This window comes from Pannonibacter sp. Q-1 (assembly GCF_054073275.1).
The window spans coordinates 128766-146914 of record NZ_JBSXNB010000007.1 but is presented as its reverse complement, the minus strand read 5'-3'; the positions used below and the strand labels follow the sequence as shown (position 1 = coordinate 146914).

Sequence of the window (18149 nt, the reverse complement as noted above, 5' to 3'; positions counted from 1 at the left end):
GGTCGCAGCGCCTCAGTACGGCAGAACCTCTCATATGAGCGGATAGTCCCTTACCCCCCTCTGCCCCCTGCCGGGGGCATCTCCCCCTCAAGGGGGGAGAGGAGTTGGAGCCTGACTGGCAGTCCGGAGAAAACACTGCCCCGGAGAGCCTCTTTCCTTGCTCCCCACCAGGGGTAAAGGCGGTGGCTTTCTCTCCACGGCAGGGCCCCTCAGCCTCCCCTCCCCCTTGAGGGGAGGGGCTGGGGGTGGGGGTAACAGCCTGAAAACGCGGGATATTTCAGTTGCGGTTTTGCTGTCCCGAGTTGAGTGCCAGACATGCCGCGCTCCGCCGTGAAGACCCCCACCCCTCACCCCTCCCTCAAGGGGGAGGGGGACTGAAAGGCCGTGCCGGAAAGCTGACGCATCGCTGCGGTCACGTGGCAGAACCCCCTCCGCCCGCTGCTTACTTGATGTAGCCGCCGCGGGTCATTTCGCGGACGGTCATGGTCTGGGCCTGGGCGAGCGCGTCATCGGTGGACATCTGGCCGGCGAGTGCTGCCGAGAAGAGCTGGCCGACCGAGGTGCCGAGGCTCTGGAACTCGGGAATGGCCACGAACTGCACGCCCACATAAGGCACCGGCTTGACGGTGGGGTTCTTCGGGTCGGCGGCGTTGATGGAGTCCAGCGTCATCTTCGCAAAGGGCGCTGCGGCCTGGTACTCGGCATTCTCATAAAGCGAGGTGCGGGTGCCGGGGGGAACGTTGGCCCAGCCGTCCTTCGAGGCGACCAGCTCCAGATAGGCCTTGCCGGTTGCCCAGGCGATGAACTTTTCCGCCGCTTCCGCCTTCTGCGTGCCGGCCGGGATGGCGAGGTTCCAGGCCCAGAGCCAGTTGCCGCGCTTGCCGAGGCCCGTGTCGGGCGCCAGTGCAAAGCCCACCTGTTCGGCAACGGTGGAGTCCTGCGGGTTCGTCACGAAGGAGGCGGCGACGGTGGCGTCGATCCACATGCCGCACTTGCCCTGCTGGAACAGCGCCAGGTTCTCGTTGAAGCCGTTCGAGGAGGCGCCCTGCGGACCGGCGTCATTCATCAGCTTCACATAGAAGTCGAGGGTGTTCTTCCATTCCGGCTGATCGAACTGCGGCTGCCAGTTCTCGTCAAACCAGCGGGCGCCGAAGGCATTGGACGTGGCCGTCAGGAAGGCCATGTTCTCGCCCCAGCCCGCCTTGCCGCGCAGGCAGATGCCGTTGATGCCATTGGCCCGGTCGGTCATCTTGCGCGCCGCATCGGCGATGAAGTCCCAGGTGGGGGCGTCCGGCATGGTCAGCCCGGCCTTTTCCATCAGATCCTTGCGGTACATGACGAAAGAGCTCTCGCCATAGAAGGGCGCGGCATAGAGCTTGCCGTCCTCGCCGGTCAGGCCCGAGCGGATGGCCGGCAAGAGATCGTCCACGTCATAGTCCGCGCCGAGGTTCTCCAGCGGCAGCAGCCAGCCCTGCTTCGTCCAGATCGGCACCTCGTAGGTGCCGATGGTCATGATGTCATACTGGCCGCCCCGGGTGGCGATGTCGGTGGTGACACGCTCGCGCAGGACATTCTCCTCCAGCGTCACCCACTGGACCTGAATGTCCGGATTCTGCGCCGTGAATTCGGAGGTGAGGCCCTGCATGCGGATCATGTCGCCGTTGTTGACCGTCGCAATCGTCAGGGTTTCGGCCGAGGCCATGCCGGCAAGGGCCAGCAGCGAGCCCGCGCCCAGCAGAATCGTCTTCAAGTGCATGTCTTCCTCCCAGAAGAAAATGAGCATTCGCCTTGCTCGTGGGCAATTACTCACTTTGAGCGCGCAAAATGTCAATCCGGATTCCATGCTGCGATGCCGCAAGGATCAGGTAAGAAATTGATATGGCTTGGGAAAAAAATCTTACGTGCGGGAAAGGAGGTGCCGGGCGGCCTCTTCATCGGTGATGAGGCTGTTGATATGCCCGCCCCGCACGGCGGCGAGGATCGCCGCATGCTTGCGCTTGCCCCGGGCGATGCCGGTGACGGTGGAGGTCTGGCGCGAGGGGATTTCGAGGCTGGCGACCCGTTCGTTGACCGGGTGATCCAGCAGCTTGCCGTCCGCGCCGAAGATCCAGCCGCAGATCTCGCCCGCAGCGCCCGCGCGCAGGATGTCTTCCATCTCCTGCGGTTTCAGGAAACCGTCCACCAGCAGCGGCGCGCTCATGTTCATCTCGCCGATGCCGACGAAGGTGACATCGCTGCAGTGCCCGAGGGCGATGGTGGGGGCGACGAGCGGCTGGCTGTGCAGCAGTTTGCGTTCTGCCGGAGAGGAGACGATCACCGGCAGCGGCATGGGGAAATGCGGTGCCTTCACCGCATCGGCCATGGAGAAGATGACGTTGAAATAGGCGGCCGAGCCATCCGGGCTGATGTTGCCGGTGAGCGAGACGATCTTGTGCTGCGGGCAGTCCAGGGGCGGCAGCTGATCGATCACGGCCCGCAGGGTACGCCCCGTGCCCATGGCAATGACGAGCGGGTCGCTCTGCTTCAGCCAGCGCTCCAGCTGGGCGGCACCGGCCTCGGCAACGCCGACCGTGGCCGATTCTGCGGCCGGATCGGTGGGCACGATCTCCACATCCTTGAGGCCCCAGCGCGCCTTCACCGCTTCGGCCAGTTCCAGGCAGGCGGCGATCGGGTGGTCGAGGCGCACCTTGATCAGCCGTTCGGCCACCGACAGCGACACCAGCCGCTGCGCGCTCTGGCGCGAGATGCCCATGGCGGCGGCGATTTCGTCCTGGGTGCGGCCCGCGACGTAATAGAGCCAGCCGGCCCTTGCCGCATCATCCAGCCTCGTCTGCCCTTCGCCACGTTTCGCCATGAAAGCTTTCCCCGTCTCTGGCGACAGTGCTGCCAATTTTGCCCGCCGCTGTCAAATCGGCCGCCTGCGCGAGCGATGGTACAGAACGGTATCGTCGGAAGCTGAGAGCATTGAAAAGATACCTTTCTGTATCTTTTCTGCGTGCCCGGCATCAATGCTACAGAAAGGTATCATCTTGTGGTTCTCAGCTCATGATGCTACAGATGTGTAGCAGATTGGCGAGGTGCAGATGGCATTGTCTCCGGCAGAAGAGCGGCTGGCACGGGAGTTCGGCGCGGCCATCCGGGCGCGGCGCAAGGCGCTGGCGTATACACAGGCGGATCTTGCCGGCATGATCGGCACCAACCGCCGTTTCGTCAGCGAACTGGAGCGGGGCAAGGGCACCAGCCATCTCGGCCCAGCACTCGCCGCCGCCGAAGCGCTCGGCCTGCGCATCGGCGCCCTGATGGCAGGCCCGCTGCAAACCTCCCCCAGTCCGCTTCCGCCTTTGTAAGGAACTGAGCCTTGCAGCTTTTTTACGAGCGCCATCTGGCAGGCAGCATCATGGAGCGGGACGGGAGCGCGCCATTCTCACCCGTGTCGCGCTGGACCGTTAATATTGAGCCGCAGCGCTGCCGTTGAGCAGCGGGGCGAGGTAGGGGCCGGTGAGCATGGCGTCCACGTCGAGGGAGGCCGGGTCGAGCATGCCGGTTGCGGCCAGTTTGCCGCCGGCAAGGCCGCTGATGAGGGTAGCGGCATAGGCGGTGGCGGTGGCCGTGAGGGCGTTGACCGATTCCCTGCCAGCGCCGCCACCATTGCCTCCGCCGTTGCCTCCACCTGTGCCGAAGCCTGCGGGGCCATGCAGGGGGCCAAGCAGGGGGCTATGCGGGAGGCCGAAGCGCAGGCATTGGGTCCGCTCCACCGGCTGGCGGCCGCGCATGGCCTTTACCGTCAGCATCACATGCAGCACGTCATCCTCCACCACCGGCAGCCCGTTGCAGAGCAGGGATTTCAGCATGTCGCGGCGCTGGCGCAGGCCAAGGTCATCGAGCAGAAAGCGCATGTAGTCCAGATGGCCGGGATAGCGCAGGGTCTTGAAGGTGACGCTGCGCGGGGAGAACCGGGCCACCGCATCCAGATCCCCCAGCCCGCCCGACGTGGTGAAGGCCTCGAAGGCGACGCCATCGATGTTGAGGCGCTCGTAATCCTCCAGCGGCGACAGTTCGGTGCTGCGGCCCTCGCGCAGGGCGGTGCAGGGGCGGGTGTATTCGTCGATCAGCCCGTCCACATGCCAGATCTGGCCATAGCCCAGCCGGTTGGCGGGATAGCGGGGCAGGGCGCCGACGCGGATGATGAGGTCCGATACCGGCGCATAGCGTTTCAGCAGGGCGCAGGCGAGGGTTCCGGCAAGGCCCGGCGACACGCCGCAGCCGGGCAGCACGGCGCGGGCTGCCGCCAGATCCTCCAGCGGCTGGCGGGCCGCTGCCGGCGTGGCGATGAAATCGAGATAGTGGACGCGGGCGCGCCGGGCAGCCTCTGCCACGGCGGCGACGGCGCTGTCCGGCACGGCGGCCACCACGAGATCCTCACCCGCCAGAACCGTGTGCAGCTCCTCCCCATGGCACAGGAGGCGTGTTTCCAGCGGCGCAGTTGCGTGGCGCAAGCCGTCGAGCGCATCCTCGGAGCGGTCAAGCACCCGCACCCGGAAGCCGGCATCCTGCGCCAGCAGAGCGGCAAGGGCCGTGCCCATCCGCCCTGCACCCACGATAGAGATCTTGAAGCCGGACATGGCTTTCTTGCCTTTCTGTCAGGGCCGGAAACGGGCCACAAACGCCTGGAGACGGGGATTTTCCGGGTTGAGGATGACGCTGTCCGGCGTGCCGCTTTCGGCAATGACGCCCTGGTCGAGAAACAGCACCCGTCCGGCAACTTCGGCGGCGAAGGCCATTTCGTGGGTGACGATGGCCATGGTCATGCCCTGTTCGGCGAGCGAGCGGATGACGGCCAGAACCTCGCCGACGAGTTCCGGGTCAAGGGCGCTGGTCACCTCGTCCAAAAGCAGAACCTCCGGCTCCATGGCCAGGGCCCGGGCAATGGCCACCCGCTGCTTCTGCCCGCCCGAGAGATGGTTGGGGTAGGCCGCGTGTTTTTCGGCAAGGCCGACCTTTGCCAGCAGGTCCATGGCCAGCTCTTCGGCTTCCCGGCGCGGCCTGCGGCAGACGGTGACCGGTCCTTCGGTCACGTTCTGCAGCACGGTCATGTGCGGAAACAGGTTGAAGTGCTGGAACACCATGCCGACATGGCGGCGCAAGGTGCCGATGCCGATCTTGCCAGCACTGTCACGGAAACTGTCGCCCACCGGCTGCTGACGGAAACGGATCTCGCCGCCGGTCGGATGCTCCATGCGGTTGAGGCAGCGGATGAAGGTGGATTTGCCCGAGCCCGACGGCCCGATCAGGGCCACCACTTCGCCCCGGCTGAGGCTGAGATCAAGGCCCTTGAGGACGTGGTGATTGCCATAGCTCTTCTGCAGCCCGGAGGCTTCGATCACCGGGCCTGCGGCGTCACGGCTGGTTTCGCTGGTCATGCCCTTCTCCTTCAATCGCTCACGCGCAGCCGCTTTTCCACCCGGTCGGCGATCTGCGTCACGGGCAGCAGCACCGCGATGTAGAGGACGGCCATGACCGTGTAGGATTCGAGCGGGCGGTAGGTCTGGCCGTTGACGACGGCCGCCATATAGGCCAGGTCGGCCACCGAGATCACCGACACCAGAGAGGTGTTCTTGAACTGGATGACGGACTGGTTGATGAAGGACGGCAGCATCCGCTTCAGCGCCTGCGGCAGGATGATGCGCTGCATCGACTGCCAGGGGCTCATGCCGATGGCGGCGGCCGCCTCGCGCTGGCCCCGGTCGATCGAGACGATGCCGCCCCGGAAGATCTCCGCATAAAAGGCCCCGACATAGAGCGACAGGGTCAGCATGGCGGCCACCCGGTTGTCGATGGTTCCGCCCACCAGCAGCGGGAAGGCGTAATAGAACCACAGCAGCTGAACCAGAAGCGGCGTGCAGCGGAAGATTTCCTGATAGGTGCGGGCGGTCAGGTCGAGCACCTTCCAGCCGGACAGGCGCATGGCGCAGGTGAGAAAGCCGATCAGCACCCCGAACAGGATGGAGCCTGCCGTGTAGAGGACGCTGATCCAGAGCCCCCACAGGAACAGATCCCTGTACTGCCAGGCGGAGTGAAAATCCCAGGTGTAGGTCACGATCCGCCTCCTGTTCTGCCGGGGGCCGGCGCATGTGATGTGTCAGTCATTCTGGTCCCTCTGGTTCTTCCGGTTCTTGTGTTTCTTGGCCGCCGGGCGGTCTTTCCGCCGCCGGGCATGGCAGGCGCTCTGCCGGGTCAGCAGGCGCTGCCGGAAAAGCTGCCGGATGCCGAGCCGAAACGGCTCAGAACGGCGGCAATGGTCTGGCGGCTCCGGTCGGAGACGGGCACCATCGGCAGGCGCATCTCGGGTCCGGCGAGATTGGCGAGGGCGAGAGCCGCCTTCACCGGACCGGGATTGGACTCGATGAACATGCTGCCGGCAAGCTCCGCGACCAGTTCATGGACCGCCAGCGCGCGGGCCGTGTCGCCCTGTTCCCACGCCTTCACCAGTTCCACCATCTCGCGCGGGGCGATGTTGGAGACGACGCTGGTGACACCGCAGGCGCCCAGCGACAGGAACGGCAGCGTCAGGCCATCGTCGCCCGAATGAATGATGAGGCGGCTGCCGCAGGCCTGCCGCAGCTCCGTGACGCGTGACGGTGACCCGCCCGCTTCCTTGATGGCAACGATATTGGCGTGCATGTCCATCAGCCGGGCGCAGGTTTCCGGGGCAATCTCTACGCCGCAGCGGCCGGGCACCGAATAGAGCACCACCGGCAGGGAGGTTGCCTTGGCCACGGCGCTGTAATGGGCGGTGAGCCCGGCCTGTCCCGGCTTGTTGTAATAGGGGGTGACGACGAGCACGCCATCGGCCCCGGCAGCTTCCGCCCGGCGCACCTTGTCCACGGCCTTTGCCGTGTCATTGGCGCCTGCGCCCGCGAGGATGAAGGCGCGGCCCCGGGCCAGTTCCACCGTCCGGCGGATCAGGTCTTCGGCTTCCGCATCGGACAGGGTTGCCGCTTCGCCGGTGGTGCCCACGGGCACAAGGCCCGTGACCCCGGCCGCAAGCTGGCGTTCCACCAGGGCGGCATAGGCATCATGGTCGATGCCGCCGTTGCGGAACGGGGTGACGAGGGCGGTGAAGACACCGCGGAAACGGTCAGAAAGCTGTGTCATGGGGCTCTCCCGTGGACGTCATGTGGTCTGGGTGTCGGCGAGCGTGTAACGCCCGCAGTCTGGTCTGGCCGTACGGAGCCAGCTGGCGGCAGCCATTGCGCCTTCGGCATAGGCTGCCAGTGTGTGAACCTGATAGGTGAGCGTCAGCCCGGCGGACCCCAGGTCAAAGCGCACCTCGTTGATGCCGGTGACATCGCCCTCGCGGTTGACGGTGATGCCCGGTTCGCTCGCTGCAAAGCCCATGGCCGCACTCCGCGCCTTTCGCACGGTTTCCGCCAGCCAGCGGGAGGTGCCGGACGGTTCGGCTTTCTTGCGGGCGTGATAGACCTCCCGCACCGTGGCTTCGGCGCCCGGCATGGTGCTGGCAAAGCGTGCCGCGCATTGGCGGAAAGCCTCAAAGCCAAGCGCGAAATTGGCGCTGATCACCATCGGCCGGTGGGCGGACCAGCCGGTCAGCTGCTCCTCCTGCCCCCTGGAAAAGCCCGTCGTGCCGATGACGCAGGGCAGCGGGCTGCTGCCGATCTGCTCCTGCAGCCAGAGCGAGGCGGCAGGGGCCGAGAAGTCGATGATCACATCGCAGCGGGTGTTCATGGCCGCTTCTGCGGGCCGGTATTCCAATGCGCCGCCCGCCACCGGCTGCCCCACATGGCGTGAGGTGGGCGAGACAAGCGCGGCCACCAGCTCCAGCCCCGGACTGGCCAGCACCAGTTCCACCAGCTGTGTGCCGACACGGCCGGATGCTCCGAAGATCGAGATCCGCATTGCTTCTGCTCCTCCTGCCAGGTCTTGCGATGCTGGCGCATCACGCCTTGACATTGCTCATGCCCTGCGCGGGCTGGTGTCAGTCGATGACCACCTTGGTTTCGGACATCTCCCGCAAGGTGATGCGCACGCCCTCGCGGCCCAGCCCGCTGCGCTTGATGCCGCCGAAGGGCACATGTTCGGCGCGGAAATCCGGCCCTTCGTTGATCATGACACCGCCCACCGCCAGCTCGCGGGAGAACAGCTTCACCAGTGCATGGTCATTGGTGAAGACCCCGGCCTGCAGGCCATAGTCGCCCGCATTCACCTCGCAGATGGCGGCCGCCGGATCGCTGAAGCTGCGGATGGCGATGACCGGCCCGAAGGTTTCCTCGGCAATGACCGGGGCATCGGCAGCCACGTTGCGCAGCACTGTGGGTGCCACGAGCGTGCCCTCGCGGGTGCCACCGGCCAGCAGCTTTGCGCCGGCCGCAAGGGTCTGGCTGATCCGGCTCTCCACCAGAGCGGCAGCCGCCTCGTCGATGACCGGGCCCATCACCGTCTCCGCCTGCCGGGGATCGCCTGTGCGTATGCCGGTGACTTCGGCCAGAAGCCGGGCGGTGAACTCTTCCTCGATGTCCTCATGCAGGTAGAGCTTCTTCACCGCTGCACAGCTCTGACCGGCGATTTCAAAGCGGTGGCCGATGGCCGTCGCCACGGCCCGGTCGAGATCCGCATCCGGCAGCACGAACAAGGGGTCATTGCCGCCCAGTTCCATCAGGCAGCGCACCAGCCCGCAGGCTGCCTTCAGCGCAAGGCCGGCCGCCGGGCCGCCGGTGAAGGACAGAAGGTCGATGGGCGCGCGGGCCAGCGACAGGGCCGTTGCGGCCCCGCCATGCACCACCTGAAACAGCCCGTCCGGCCAGCCCGCCTTTGCGGCGAGATCACAGAGCATGGCAGCGGCCAGCGGGGCTTTCGGCGAGGGCTTGGCGATCACCGCATTGCCCGCGGCAATGGCCGGCCCCAGCTTGTGGCACAAGAGGTTGAGCGGATAGTTGAAGGGCGTGATGGCCCCGACAACGCCCACCGGCTGATAGGTGATGGTGGCGAGCCGGTCGGCGCCGCCCTCGACGATGGCGCAATGCAGGGCCTCACCATCGAGGAAGGTGGCTGCATCGCCCGAGAGCCGCAGGGTGTTCTGGGCGCGGCGCACTTCATTGCGGGCTTCGGTGATCGTCTTGCCCATCTCGTTGCAGATGGTGCGGGCGAGTTCCTCCGCATGGGCGGCAATCTGCGCGGCCAGGGCCTCCAGCAGCCTGCGGCGCAGCGCCGGGGTGGAGTGCCGGAAGTCGGCCTGTGCCTTGCGGGCGCGGGCGAGGGCGGCAAGAACCTCCGCCCCGGTGCTGACCGGCACTTCCCCTGCGAGTGCCCCATCAAAGGGATTGCGCACCTCGATGGCAGCAGCGCTGGCAGGAGAGAGTGTTGGGGAGAGGGTGGGGGCGGTCTGGACCGGCAGTGTCATTGTGGGGCCTCTTCAGCGTGGTCAGCCTTGCCGGGCTCGGGCCGGATCAGGCTGGAAATGGGAACGGGGCGGACAGGCCAGCGGTGGCCGGTGATCGTGGAAACGGGCAGGCTGCTGCCGGTCAGTTCGGCCACTGCGGCAGCGGTGTTCGCGGCGCAGAACCGGCCCTGGCAGGCGCCCATGGCAAAGCGCCCGTTCAGCTTCAGCTCACGGCCGGAGAGGCCGGGGTCTGCGGTGAAAAGCTTGCGCAGATCGCCCATTGTCCTGCCTTCGCAGCGGCAGAGCGCCGTGTCATCGGGCAGGGCGGTGAAGTGCTGTGCTCCGCCTTGCGGCGAGAAGGCGCGGGCAATGAGATCCTGCATCTTCCCATATCGGCTTGTTGCAGTCTGCAGCCGCTGCTGCAGGCGCTCCGCAGGCTCTGCCCGCCCTGCGAGCACGTGAAGGCAGATCTCTCCGGCGGTCTCTCCGCTGCACGCGGCGGCAGGGGCGCCGAGCGCCTGACGGCAATCCCCGGCTTGCAGCACCAGCGGATGGCCGGGCGCACCTTGCGAACTGCCTGAAGGGGCAAGCCCGAAGCTGTTTCCGGCAAGGCCGTCATGCAGCGCGACGCGGTCTGCGGCCAGCGTATGAACCCGGCCATGCCGGTCCTGCCACTGCGCCGCAAGGCCGTCTGCCGCCGTTTCGATGCCGGTCAGCCTTGCACCCCGGTGCCAGGGCACACGGGCGGTGAGAAGGGAGGCCACATAGCCGCCGGCCTCCAGACAGAGGCCGGGCCAGCGCAGCAGGCCGAGCCCGGCGCTGAGTTGCCGCAAGGGATCACCCGCCTCGATGACGGCCAGCGGCGGGGTGCCGAGGCGGACAAGCTGGGCGGCCACGGCCAGCAGCAGCGGGCCGGATCCGGCCAGAACGGTGCGGCCAGCCGGGGCTTTGCCCGTTTCCTTCATCATCACCTGCAACCCGCCAGCCGTCATCACGCCGGGAAGCGTCCAGCCGGGGCGCGGCAGCACGCGCTCCACGGCCCCGGTGGCAAGGCACAGGATGCGGCAGCGGAAGGTCTTCACCTGCCCGGCCTTCCGGTCCTCCAGCATGACGAGGCCGTCCGCATCGAGGCCAAGATAGAGGTGTTCCGGCAGGCGCTGGATCGCGGGTGTGTTTTCAAGGCCCGCAAACAGCCGTTCCCGCAGGCGCTTCTGCGCTCTGGCGAGGGACAGGGGCGGCACGCCGGGAATGGCCATGCGGAAGATGGCGCCGCCGGGGCCGGGCCGCTGGTCCGCCAGCAGCACGCTGGCGCCGCCGCGCGCTGCGGTGAGGGCGCAGGCCATTCCCGCCGGGCCGCTGCCGATGACGATGACATCGTGAAAGGACTGGCCGTCAGCGTGCATCATTGCCTCCTGCGCTGGCCGGCGTCACCGGCCGGACCTCGCTGCCGCTGCGGGCGGGGGTGAGGCAGGCCTCGCGGATGGTGCCATCAACCAGCACGGCACAGGCCTGACAGGCACCGATGCCGCAGAAATAGCGGGCGGGCTGGCCGTTTGCGTCTGTGCCGAGGTGCAGAATGCGGGCCGCTGTCAGCGCCGCTGCAATGGTTTCGCCCGGCCGGAAGGGGACGGTCTCATCGCACCAGAAAAAGCTCGGGCCAGTCATGCGGTAAACCTCAGGCTGGCGAAGCGGTCCGGTGCGAAAGGCGCCAGATCCAGCTCCGGCTCCCGGCCGCAGATGAGCGCTGCCATGGCCTTGGCCACCACCGGGCCAAGGCAGATGCCGTCGCCCTCAAAGCCGGTGAGAATATAGCCATTGGTGCAGCCGGGCAGGCGCCCGGCAAGTGGAAGGGCATCGGCAACGGCCGTGCGCGCTCCGGCAAAGCTGCGCAGCAGCCGCAGGCGCGCAAGGCCCGGCACCAGATCCGCGGCCTGCCGCAGCATGGTGCTCACGGCCTCAAGGTCCGTCTGGCGTGTGTCGCCGTGGTCCTCACGCGTGCCGCCGATGAGAAACTGTCCTGTCCGCAGCGGGTCGATGACAAGGCCGAAGCCGCGCTGATCCCTGGCGCCTGCCGCCTTCTGGCTGCCTTTCGACAGGAGATAGCGGCCCGACATGATCGAGCCCGGCATGCCGGCACTCAAAGCCCGGTCCCGCTCGGTGACCAGAAGCTGGCCCTTGCGCGGGGTCAGCACGCCGGAAAGGCCGAGCAGGGCGGAGGTGCCGTTGCCGGTGGCGATCAGCACCGCGCCGGCATTGAGGGTGCCCTTGCTGGTGTGCACGCCGATGATGCGGCTGCCATCGGCGCAGGTCAGGAGGCCTTCCACCTTGCAATTGCGGTGAACCGTGGCCCGCGATGCGCTTAGCAGCCGGTGGACGACCTGATAGCCGATGGCGTGGCCCTCGCCATGCACTTCCAGCACAAGGCAGGCAGCGGGCGAAAGCGCGGGGAACCGGCGGACGATCGCGGGGCCGGAGAAGGCGGTGACCCTGATCCCGGCGCTGGCAAGGGCGGCCCCGTGCCGCTCCAGCACCGCCTCTTCCTCAGCCGTGGAGGCCACGATGAAGGTGGAGCGCTCGTGGAATTCGGCGGCCAGCAGCCCTTCCTGCGCCAGTGACCGGTAGAGCGCGATGCCTTCCAGGGCCGCGCTCATCAGCGGGCCCGGCCGCTTGCTGGCGACGGAGACCGCACCATCCGACGCGCCCGAGGCTCCGGCCGCAGGCATTGCCGCGTCGAGAACTTCGACGTTCAGGCCCTGCCGGGCGAGAAAATAGGCAGCCGCACTCCCGGCAATGCCGGCCCCGGCGATGATGATGGGAGAAGTCTGCGCGAGCGGCGTGTCCACCGTCTGGTCCCCTTGTTCTGACTTGCGCCCAAGTGTGAGGCGGCAGACGGGGCAGCGTCGATACAAGAACACAGCATTCCCTGTTCCTGAATTTTGTATCGGCTAACTCATTTCCGGCCATTATGGCGGAGAGAGAGAGGTAGACCAGCATGGCCAAGATCAGCCTGACACTCATTCAGACATTCTACGAAGTCGCCCGCCACGGCTCGTTTTCGGGCGCGGCGCGGGAGCTCAATCTGAGCTATCAGTCCGCCGCCAATCATGTGAGGCGGCTGGAGCAGCTGCTGAACGGACGGCTGATCGAGACCGAGCAGGGCGCCAAGCGGATCATCCTCACGCCAAGGGGGGTGATGCTCTACAACCTGCTCTATCCGGAACTCGACATCATGCTGGAGCGGCTGACGAAGCTGATCGAGAACCAGCGGACCGCGCTGCGGGTCGGCATGCCGCAGGCGATCTTCTTCTACCTGTTCCCGAAGGTGCTGAGCCGCTTCCGCGCCCAGTTCCCCGACATGGAATTCGCCGTCTACGAGCGCGATACGGTGCTTGCCGAACTGGTGAAGAACGGCAGTCTCGACATCTGCATCTCCGAACGCTACTTCGGCGATCCCGTGGTGCCGCAGCGGCAGCTTGGCACCTACCGGCTCTCCCTGGTCTATCCGCAGTCCTGGGGACCGGCGCCCGAGGTGCGCGACATTCCCCGCTGGGCGCGGGACAAGCCCTTCATCACCTTTGAGCCGGGCCAGACCCTGCGCAATCTGACGATGGATTTTCTCAGCCGTGACGGGGCCAACGTCCAGCCCACGATCACCGCCTCCGGCAGTTCCAGCGTCAAGCGCTGCGTGGAGGAGGGGCTGGGCTTTTCGATCATCCCCGAATGGTGCCTGCTGCCCGAGGATCAGGGCATCACCAGCCTGCGCCTCACCAACCTGCCGGAGGTGCGGGTCTATTTCGGCACGGCCGGTTTCCTGCAGAAACATCAGGCCGTGCAGCAGCTGTTTGATGACTGCCGCAAGGAACTGGTCGGCCCGATCCTGGAGGCGCCGCGCGGCAGCGAACTCAACTATCCGGTGCCGTAGGACGGACCGGCATTCAGGGCGCCCGCGTCACGCTGCGGCAGATCCACCCACCGCGCCGCCCCTCCGCGCTGCGCTTCAGCCTCTCCGTTGGGCACTGTGCCCGGTAAACGGCACAGAGTCACCCCGGCCAAGCGCAGCGCGAGCCGGGGCCTACTCATTTGCAGAGGGATGCCGTTGTCCTGAGTGCGGCNGGCGCCCGCGTCACGCTGCGGCAGATCCACCCACCGCGCCGCCCCTCCGCGCTGCGCTTCAGCCTCTCCGTTGGGCACTGTGCCCGGTAAACGGCACAGAGTCACCCCGGCCAAGCGCAGCGCGAGCCGGGGCCTACTCATTTGCAGAGGGATGCCGTTGTCCTGAGTGCGGCGACAGGCTCCCCGCCCGGAGCAAGCCGCCGCGCTGCGCTTCAGCCTTTCCGCTCTGCAAGCGAGTGGTTCCCGGATCTCCGCTCCGCTTCGTCCGGGACGACGCCGAGGGGGGGGGTGAGGACAGTGTTTCTGCCGCTGGCTTCGCCTTGGTCACTGACGCAGCTCTGGCTTTGGCGGCAAGCCCCACAACCGGGTAACTGGCACTGGGTCACCCCGGCCAAGCGCAGCGCGAGCCGGGGCCTGCTCGTTTGCAGAGGGATGCCGTTGTCCTGAGTGCGGCGGCAGGCTCCCGGCCCGGAGAAGCCGCCGCGCTGCGCTTCAGCCTTTCCGCTCTGCAAGCGAGTGGTTCCCGGATCTCCGCTCCGCTTCGTCCGGGACGACGCTGAATATATGGTGAGGCACTGGCTCAGGCAGCGCTGCACATATAAAAAACAGGATAAGGGCGGCCTCTTCCTTAGCATTGTTCAATCCCGCGCCGCAGCTAGGCTGAAACCCGGCCAGCAGTGCTGCCGTTCCACTAGAAGATGTGGAGCAGGCAAAAGCAATTCCAGGGGAACAACGGAGGCCCGACAACATGAACTTTCTTGCAAAACTCTGCGGCATCGCCGCCATGGCGCTGGCTGCGGGAACCGCAGCAGCCAGTGCCGGTACGATTGATGATATTCGCGCCCGTGGTGTCCTGCGCATTCCGGCCATCCTCAATGAGGTGCCCTATTTCAACAAGGACCCGCGCACGGGTGAATGGCAGGGCTTCGTCATCGACATGGCCAGCGACATTGCCAAGACGCTGGACGTGAAGCTGGAAGTGGTGGAATCGAGCTGGTCCAACGCCATTCTGGACGTGCAGAGCGGCAAGGTGGACATGGCTTTCGCCGTCACCGCAACGCCGGTCCGCGCCATGTCCGTCTCGTTCTCGAACCCGACCTATTACAACAGCTTCATCATCGTGTCGGCCAAGGACGAGCTGACGGGCAAGACCTGGCAGGATCTCAACGACCCCAAATACACCTTTGCCGTGGACATGGGATCGGCGCAGGACCTGATTACCCAGCAGTATCTGCCCAATGCCAATATTCTGCGCTTCAAGACGCGCGATGAGGCGATCATCGCAGTCACCACCGGCAAGGCGGATGGCCTCGTCAACACCATGCTGAACGGCCTGGTGATTTCGAAGAAGGCCCCGGCCGTCGGCTCCGTGAAGGTCCCGGTGCCGGTGCTCTCGACCCCTTCCGTGATCGCGCTGAACTATGGCACCGACGAAACCTTCAAGAGCTTCGTCTCCGCCTGGGCCGAATACAACCGCCGCATCGGCAACAACCAGACCTGGATCGTGAAGAGCCTTGAGCCCTTCGGCATCACCCTGACCGACATGCCCGAGGGCTTCGGCTTCGGCGGCTGATCAGGGCATCAGGCCACAACACCACGCAGCGCCCCGCCACAAGCGGGGCGCCGAGGTCGATGACAAAACAAGAGTTCTCCTCTTTCGTCATGGCCGGGCTTGTCCCGGCCATCTGCAAGCCATTGATTTGGTTAGATCCTCGGCACAAGGCCGAGGATGACGATGGAGAGGCCGAATGTTTGTCAGCAGCCTGAGCGCCCCGCCACAAGCGGGGCGCCTTGCGTTTGAGGGAGGCTTATCCCTCCGCCTCTTCCTTGAACCGGCCGAGCAGCTGGCGGGCGCCGGTGGCGAGCAGGCCGACGTCGTGGCCGATGGCGATGAAGGTGGCGCCCATCTGCCGGTAGGTGCGGGCAAGGGCAAGGTCTGTGCTCAGCACGCCGGCTGCCTTGCCGCAGGCGGTGATGCGGGCGATGGCATCGGACACCGCCGCCTGCACCTGCGGCGCGCCGGGGCGGCCGAGAAGCCCCATGTCTGCGGCCAGATCCGACGGGCCGATGAAGACGCCGTCCACCCCTTCGACCGCGCAGATGGCTTCGAGATTTTTGAGCGCCATCACGCTCTCGGCCTGTACCAGCAGGCAGATCTCGTCATTGGCGGTTTCCAGATAGCCCTCGATCCGGTTGTAATCCGAGGCCCGCGCCAGCGCCGCGCCCACACCCCGGATGCCGGCCGGCGGATAGCGCACAGCCTGCACGAGGGCAGCGGCCTGATCGCCATCCTGCACCATGGGGATCAGCAGGGTCTGCGCGCCGATGTCGAGCATCTGCTTGATCATCCAGGCCTCTCCCATGGGCGGGCGGATGACCGCATGGGAGGGCGAGCCGCGCATGGCGCGCAGCTGTGCGGCAAGCCGTGGCACGTCATTGGGTGCATGTTCGGCATCCAGCAGCAGCCAGTCATAGCCGGTTCCGGCGCAGATCTCGACCGCGGCCTCGCTGCCGATCGCCTGCCACAGGCCGGTCTGCAACTGCCCTTCGCTGAGGGCCTTCTTGAACGGGTTGACGGGCGCGGGCATCAGGCGTCTCCCTTGGCAAAATGCAGGCTGACGCTGCCATGCGGGCCGAAGTCTGCGCTCACCGTGTCGCCGGGCCGGGCTTCGACCGGACGGATGAAGGAGCCGGCGAGCACGATCTGCCCGGCCTCGATGCCCTCGCCATACTGCGCCAGCCGGTTGGCAAGCCAGGCGACGCCGCGCGCTGGCTGGTTGAGCACGCCCGCGCCAAGGCCGGTTTCCTCCACCTCGCCGTTGCGGCTGACGATGGCGCCCATCCAGCGCATGTCGGTCTGGTCCGGCCGCAGCGCCCGCCCGCCGGTGACGATGCCTGCATTCGCCGCATTGTCGGCGATGGTGTCGCAGACATTGCGCGTCTGTTTCGTTTGCGGGTCCATCCTCAGGATGCGGGTGTCGAGGATCTCGATGGCCGGGGTGACGTAATCCGTGGCGTTGAGTACGTCGAAGACGGTGACGCCCGGCCCCTTCAGCGGCGCCTTCATGATGAAGGCGATTTCCGCCTCGATGCGCGGCTGGATGAAGCGCTCCGGCGGGATCTGCGCCCCATCCTCGAACAGCATGTCATCCAGCAGCACGCCGGAATCGGGGATGTTGATGTTCAGCGCATATTGCATGGCCTTGGAGGTGAGGCCGATCTTCCAGCCAATGACACGCCGCCCCGCCGCCAGCTTGCGCCGCACCCAGGCGGCCTGAATGGCATAGGCATCATCCATGGTCATGCCCGGATGGGCGAGCGACAGCAAGCCGGTCTGGATGCGGCTGCGCTCGGCCTCGTCCAGCTTTGCGGCGGCTTCCTCGATCTGTGTTGCGCTCAGCATCTCACGCCTCCCTTGCCGCATCCGGCATTTCATCCGCGATGGTGTTGCGCAGCGTGCCGAGCCCGTCTGCGCTCACCTCCACCACATCGCCGGGCTTCAGCCAGACAGGCGGTTCGGCCCGCGCCCCTGCGCCCGTTGGCGTGCCGGTCACGATCACATCCCCCGGCACCAGCGTGGTGAAGGTGGAAATGTAGCTGATGAGCCGGCGCACCGGGAACAGCATCCGCCCCGTTCTGTCGTCCTGCCGCAGCTCGCCGTTCACCCGCGTCTGCAGGCTGATGTCCTCGATCTGGGCGGGGGAGGTGAGGGGCACCAGCCAGGGGCCCATGGAACCGGAGGCATCGAAATTCTTGCCCTGCGTGACGTTGAAGCGCGCATGGCGCACCCAGTCGCGCAAGGTTCCCTCGTTGCACAGGGTCAGCGCCGCCACATGGGCCAGCGCGTCCGCCTCCGCAATCCGCCGCCCCGCCTTGCCGATGACCACGGCGATCTCGCCCTCATAGTCGAGCTGATGGCTCTCCGGCGGCCGCACCAGCGGCTGGCCGTGGCCGGTGAAGGACCCGGCGAACCGCACGAACAGCGAGGGATAGGCGGCGGCCTCCTTGCCGTCCTTGTATTCCTCGTTGCGGTCGGGAAAATTGACGCCGGTGCAGATGATCTTCTCCGGCCGGGTCACCGGAATGGTGAAGGTGATCTCTTCAAGGCTCATGTCCGGCGAGAACCCGCCGTAGCCATCGGCAATCTCCGTCAGGCTGCCCTGCGCGATGATGTCCATCAGGCTGGAAAACCGGCCCTTCAGCCGCGCGGACAGATCAATCACCCCATCTCCATCTCCCGCTACAAGACCGAAGCCCTGTTGGTTGCCTGCGGTGCGAAAACTCAGAAAACGCGGCTGGGTCATGGCTGGTTTGTCCTCGTAGTCTTGGTCATTGGCTGGCTGCTGACCTGAGGCCTCTCCGCCCCCCTCCCCTTGGTGGGGAGGGGTTAGGGGTGGGGGGAAGGCCTTTCCGGCTGGCAGAGTATTCATTGATTCCTGACAGCCGCTCCTCTTGATTCCTCTTCAGGTATCTATGTGTTTTCCATATCGTTTTCGGCTCCGCGCCCCCCACCCCTCACCCCTCCCCACGAGGGGGAGGGGGGCTGAGACGCTGTGCTCTGAACCAGATGCATCACTGCGGGCGTTGTCTGAGCCCGATATGTGAATCCGGTCGCTCAAGGGGGAGAGGGGCGCTGCGG

At 66.4% G+C, this 18149-nt stretch carries 17 protein-coding genes; 3 read left to right on the top strand and 14 right to left on the bottom strand.

Annotated features, from left to right (window positions below; all coding sequences use genetic code 11):
- Window positions 1-442: 442 nt before the first annotated feature.
- Together ACVNHC_RS19220 and ACVNHC_RS19215 are read right to left on the bottom strand one after the other, a co-directional pair.
- Entirely contained in the window at window positions 443-1756 is a 1314-nt protein-coding gene (locus tag ACVNHC_RS19220; protein ID WP_122521878.1) for an ABC transporter substrate-binding protein, read from the bottom strand.
- A 141-nt stretch (window positions 1757-1897) separates the two neighbouring features.
- Window positions 1898-2854: a sugar-binding transcriptional regulator gene (locus ACVNHC_RS19215; RefSeq protein WP_050473733.1), complete on the bottom strand. Its 957-nt coding sequence runs from the start codon at window positions 2852-2854 to the stop codon at window positions 1898-1900.
- A 229-nt stretch (window positions 2855-3083) separates the two neighbouring features.
- On the opposite strand from ACVNHC_RS19215, the gene ACVNHC_RS19210 reads away from it, so the two are divergent.
- Window positions 3084-3347 carry a helix-turn-helix domain-containing protein gene (locus ACVNHC_RS19210; RefSeq protein WP_457168783.1) on the top strand — a complete coding sequence of 88 codons (264 nt, stop codon included), beginning with the start codon at window positions 3084-3086 and terminating at the stop codon, window positions 3345-3347.
- Window positions 3348-3446: 99 nt separating this feature from the next.
- Here the strand turns inward: ACVNHC_RS19210 and ACVNHC_RS19205 are convergent, their stop codons facing one another.
- The 9 genes from ACVNHC_RS19205 to ACVNHC_RS19165 form a co-directional block, all read right to left on the bottom strand.
- Window positions 3447-4622 (bottom strand): saccharopine dehydrogenase family protein, encoded by a 1176-nt coding sequence (locus tag ACVNHC_RS19205; protein ID WP_457168781.1) that lies wholly within the window; start codon window positions 4620-4622, stop codon window positions 3447-3449.
- A gap of 18 nt (window positions 4623-4640) precedes the next feature.
- Window positions 4641-5420, bottom strand: a complete 780-nt coding sequence (locus tag ACVNHC_RS19200) for an amino acid ABC transporter ATP-binding protein (protein WP_457168779.1) — start codon at window positions 5418-5420, stop codon at window positions 4641-4643.
- An 11-nt stretch (window positions 5421-5431) separates the two neighbouring features.
- Complete coding sequence (locus ACVNHC_RS19195; RefSeq protein ID WP_058900953.1) at window positions 5432-6097, bottom strand: amino acid ABC transporter permease; 666 nt, start codon at window positions 6095-6097, stop codon at window positions 5432-5434.
- 137 nt (window positions 6098-6234) lie between these two features.
- Window positions 6235-7155 carry a 4-hydroxy-tetrahydrodipicolinate synthase gene (gene dapA, locus ACVNHC_RS19190; RefSeq protein ID WP_457168777.1) on the bottom strand — a complete coding sequence of 307 codons (921 nt, stop codon included), beginning with the start codon at window positions 7153-7155 and terminating at the stop codon, window positions 6235-6237.
- An 18-nt stretch (window positions 7156-7173) separates the two neighbouring features.
- Window positions 7174-7917 carry a 4-hydroxy-tetrahydrodipicolinate reductase gene (locus tag ACVNHC_RS19185; RefSeq protein ID WP_457168775.1) on the bottom strand — a complete coding sequence of 248 codons (744 nt, stop codon included), beginning with the start codon at window positions 7915-7917 and terminating at the stop codon, window positions 7174-7176.
- Window positions 7918-7996: 79 nt separating this feature from the next.
- Complete coding sequence (locus tag ACVNHC_RS19180) at window positions 7997-9418, bottom strand: aldehyde dehydrogenase family protein (RefSeq protein WP_457168773.1); 1422 nt, start codon at window positions 9416-9418, stop codon at window positions 7997-7999.
- On the bottom strand, window positions 9415-10803 hold the full coding sequence (locus ACVNHC_RS19175) for an FAD-dependent oxidoreductase (protein WP_457168771.1): 1389 nt from the start codon (window positions 10801-10803) through the stop codon (window positions 9415-9417). The genes ACVNHC_RS19180 and ACVNHC_RS19175 overlap by 4 nt, the downstream gene beginning before the upstream one ends.
- A complete protein-coding gene (locus ACVNHC_RS19170; protein ID WP_457168769.1) occupies window positions 10790-11062 on the bottom strand; it encodes a 2Fe-2S iron-sulfur cluster-binding protein in 273 nt (90 codons plus the stop codon). Before ACVNHC_RS19170 ends, ACVNHC_RS19175 begins: the two co-directional genes overlap by 14 nt.
- Window positions 11059-12240, bottom strand: a complete 1182-nt coding sequence (locus ACVNHC_RS19165) for an NAD(P)/FAD-dependent oxidoreductase (protein ID WP_457168767.1) — start codon at window positions 12238-12240, stop codon at window positions 11059-11061. Before ACVNHC_RS19165 ends, ACVNHC_RS19170 begins: the two co-directional genes overlap by 4 nt.
- 149 nt (window positions 12241-12389) lie before the next feature.
- Between ACVNHC_RS19165 and ACVNHC_RS19160 the strand changes: the two genes are divergently transcribed.
- Both ACVNHC_RS19160 and ACVNHC_RS19155 read left to right on the top strand, forming a co-directional pair.
- Complete coding sequence (locus tag ACVNHC_RS19160; RefSeq protein ID WP_058900960.1) at window positions 12390-13319, top strand: LysR family transcriptional regulator; 930 nt, start codon at window positions 12390-12392, stop codon at window positions 13317-13319.
- Between the two features lie 939 nt (window positions 13320-14258).
- Entirely contained in the window at window positions 14259-15083 is an 825-nt protein-coding gene (locus ACVNHC_RS19155) for a transporter substrate-binding domain-containing protein (protein ID WP_457168765.1), read from the top strand.
- A gap of 235 nt (window positions 15084-15318) precedes the next feature.
- On the opposite strand, the gene ACVNHC_RS19150 is transcribed toward ACVNHC_RS19155, so the two are convergent.
- From ACVNHC_RS19150 to ACVNHC_RS19140, 3 genes are read right to left on the bottom strand one after another with little or no spacing between them, the layout of a single operon-like run.
- Window positions 15319-16098 (bottom strand): aldolase/citrate lyase family protein, encoded by a 780-nt coding sequence (locus tag ACVNHC_RS19150; RefSeq protein WP_457168763.1) that lies wholly within the window; start codon window positions 16096-16098, stop codon window positions 15319-15321.
- A complete protein-coding gene (gene hpaH / locus ACVNHC_RS19145; protein WP_457168761.1) occupies window positions 16098-16913 on the bottom strand; it encodes a 2-oxo-hept-4-ene-1,7-dioate hydratase in 816 nt (271 codons plus the stop codon). Before hpaH ends, ACVNHC_RS19150 begins: the two co-directional genes overlap by 1 nt.
- 1 nt (window position 16914) lies before the next feature.
- Entirely contained in the window at window positions 16915-17814 is a 900-nt protein-coding gene (locus ACVNHC_RS19140) for a fumarylacetoacetate hydrolase family protein (protein WP_457168759.1), read from the bottom strand.
- Window positions 17815-18149: the final 335 nt, after the last annotated feature.

What these genes read in the sequence shown, in the direction of transcription:
- ACVNHC_RS19220 (WP_122521878.1), bottom strand. Translation starts at nt 1,756, where the DNA reads ATGCACTTGAAGACGATTCTGCTGGGCGCGGGCTCGCTGCTGGCCCTT.
- ACVNHC_RS19215 (WP_050473733.1), bottom strand. Translation starts at nt 2,854, where the DNA reads ATGGCGAAACGTGGCGAAGGGCAGACGAGGCTGGATGATGCGGCAAGG.
- ACVNHC_RS19210 (WP_457168783.1), top strand. Translation starts at nt 3,084, where the DNA reads ATGGCATTGTCTCCGGCAGAAGAGCGGCTGGCACGGGAGTTCGGCGCG.
- ACVNHC_RS19205 (WP_457168781.1), bottom strand. Translation starts at nt 4,622, where the DNA reads ATGTCCGGCTTCAAGATCTCTATCGTGGGTGCAGGGCGGATGGGCACG.
- ACVNHC_RS19200 (WP_457168779.1), bottom strand. Translation starts at nt 5,420, where the DNA reads ATGACCAGCGAAACCAGCCGTGACGCCGCAGGCCCGGTGATCGAAGCC.
- dapA (WP_457168777.1), bottom strand. Translation starts at nt 7,155, where the DNA reads ATGACACAGCTTTCTGACCGTTTCCGCGGTGTCTTCACCGCCCTCGTC.
- ACVNHC_RS19185 (WP_457168775.1), bottom strand. Translation starts at nt 7,917, where the DNA reads ATGCGGATCTCGATCTTCGGAGCATCCGGCCGTGTCGGCACACAGCTG.
- ACVNHC_RS19180 (WP_457168773.1), bottom strand. Translation starts at nt 9,418, where the DNA reads ATGACACTGCCGGTCCAGACCGCCCCCACCCTCTCCCCAACACTCTCT.
- ACVNHC_RS19175 (WP_457168771.1), bottom strand. Translation starts at nt 10,803, where the DNA reads ATGATGCACGCTGACGGCCAGTCCTTTCACGATGTCATCGTCATCGGC.
- ACVNHC_RS19170 (WP_457168769.1), bottom strand. Translation starts at nt 11,062, where the DNA reads ATGACTGGCCCGAGCTTTTTCTGGTGCGATGAGACCGTCCCCTTCCGG.
- ACVNHC_RS19160 (WP_058900960.1), top strand. Translation starts at nt 12,390, where the DNA reads ATGGCCAAGATCAGCCTGACACTCATTCAGACATTCTACGAAGTCGCC.
- ACVNHC_RS19155 (WP_457168765.1), top strand. Translation starts at nt 14,259, where the DNA reads ATGAACTTTCTTGCAAAACTCTGCGGCATCGCCGCCATGGCGCTGGCT.
- ACVNHC_RS19150 (WP_457168763.1), bottom strand. Translation starts at nt 16,098, where the DNA reads ATGCCCGCGCCCGTCAACCCGTTCAAGAAGGCCCTCAGCGAAGGGCAG.
- hpaH (WP_457168761.1), bottom strand. Translation starts at nt 16,913, where the DNA reads ATGCTGAGCGCAACACAGATCGAGGAAGCCGCCGCAAAGCTGGACGAG.
- ACVNHC_RS19140 (WP_457168759.1), bottom strand. Translation starts at nt 17,814, where the DNA reads ATGACCCAGCCGCGTTTTCTGAGTTTTCGCACCGCAGGCAACCAACAG.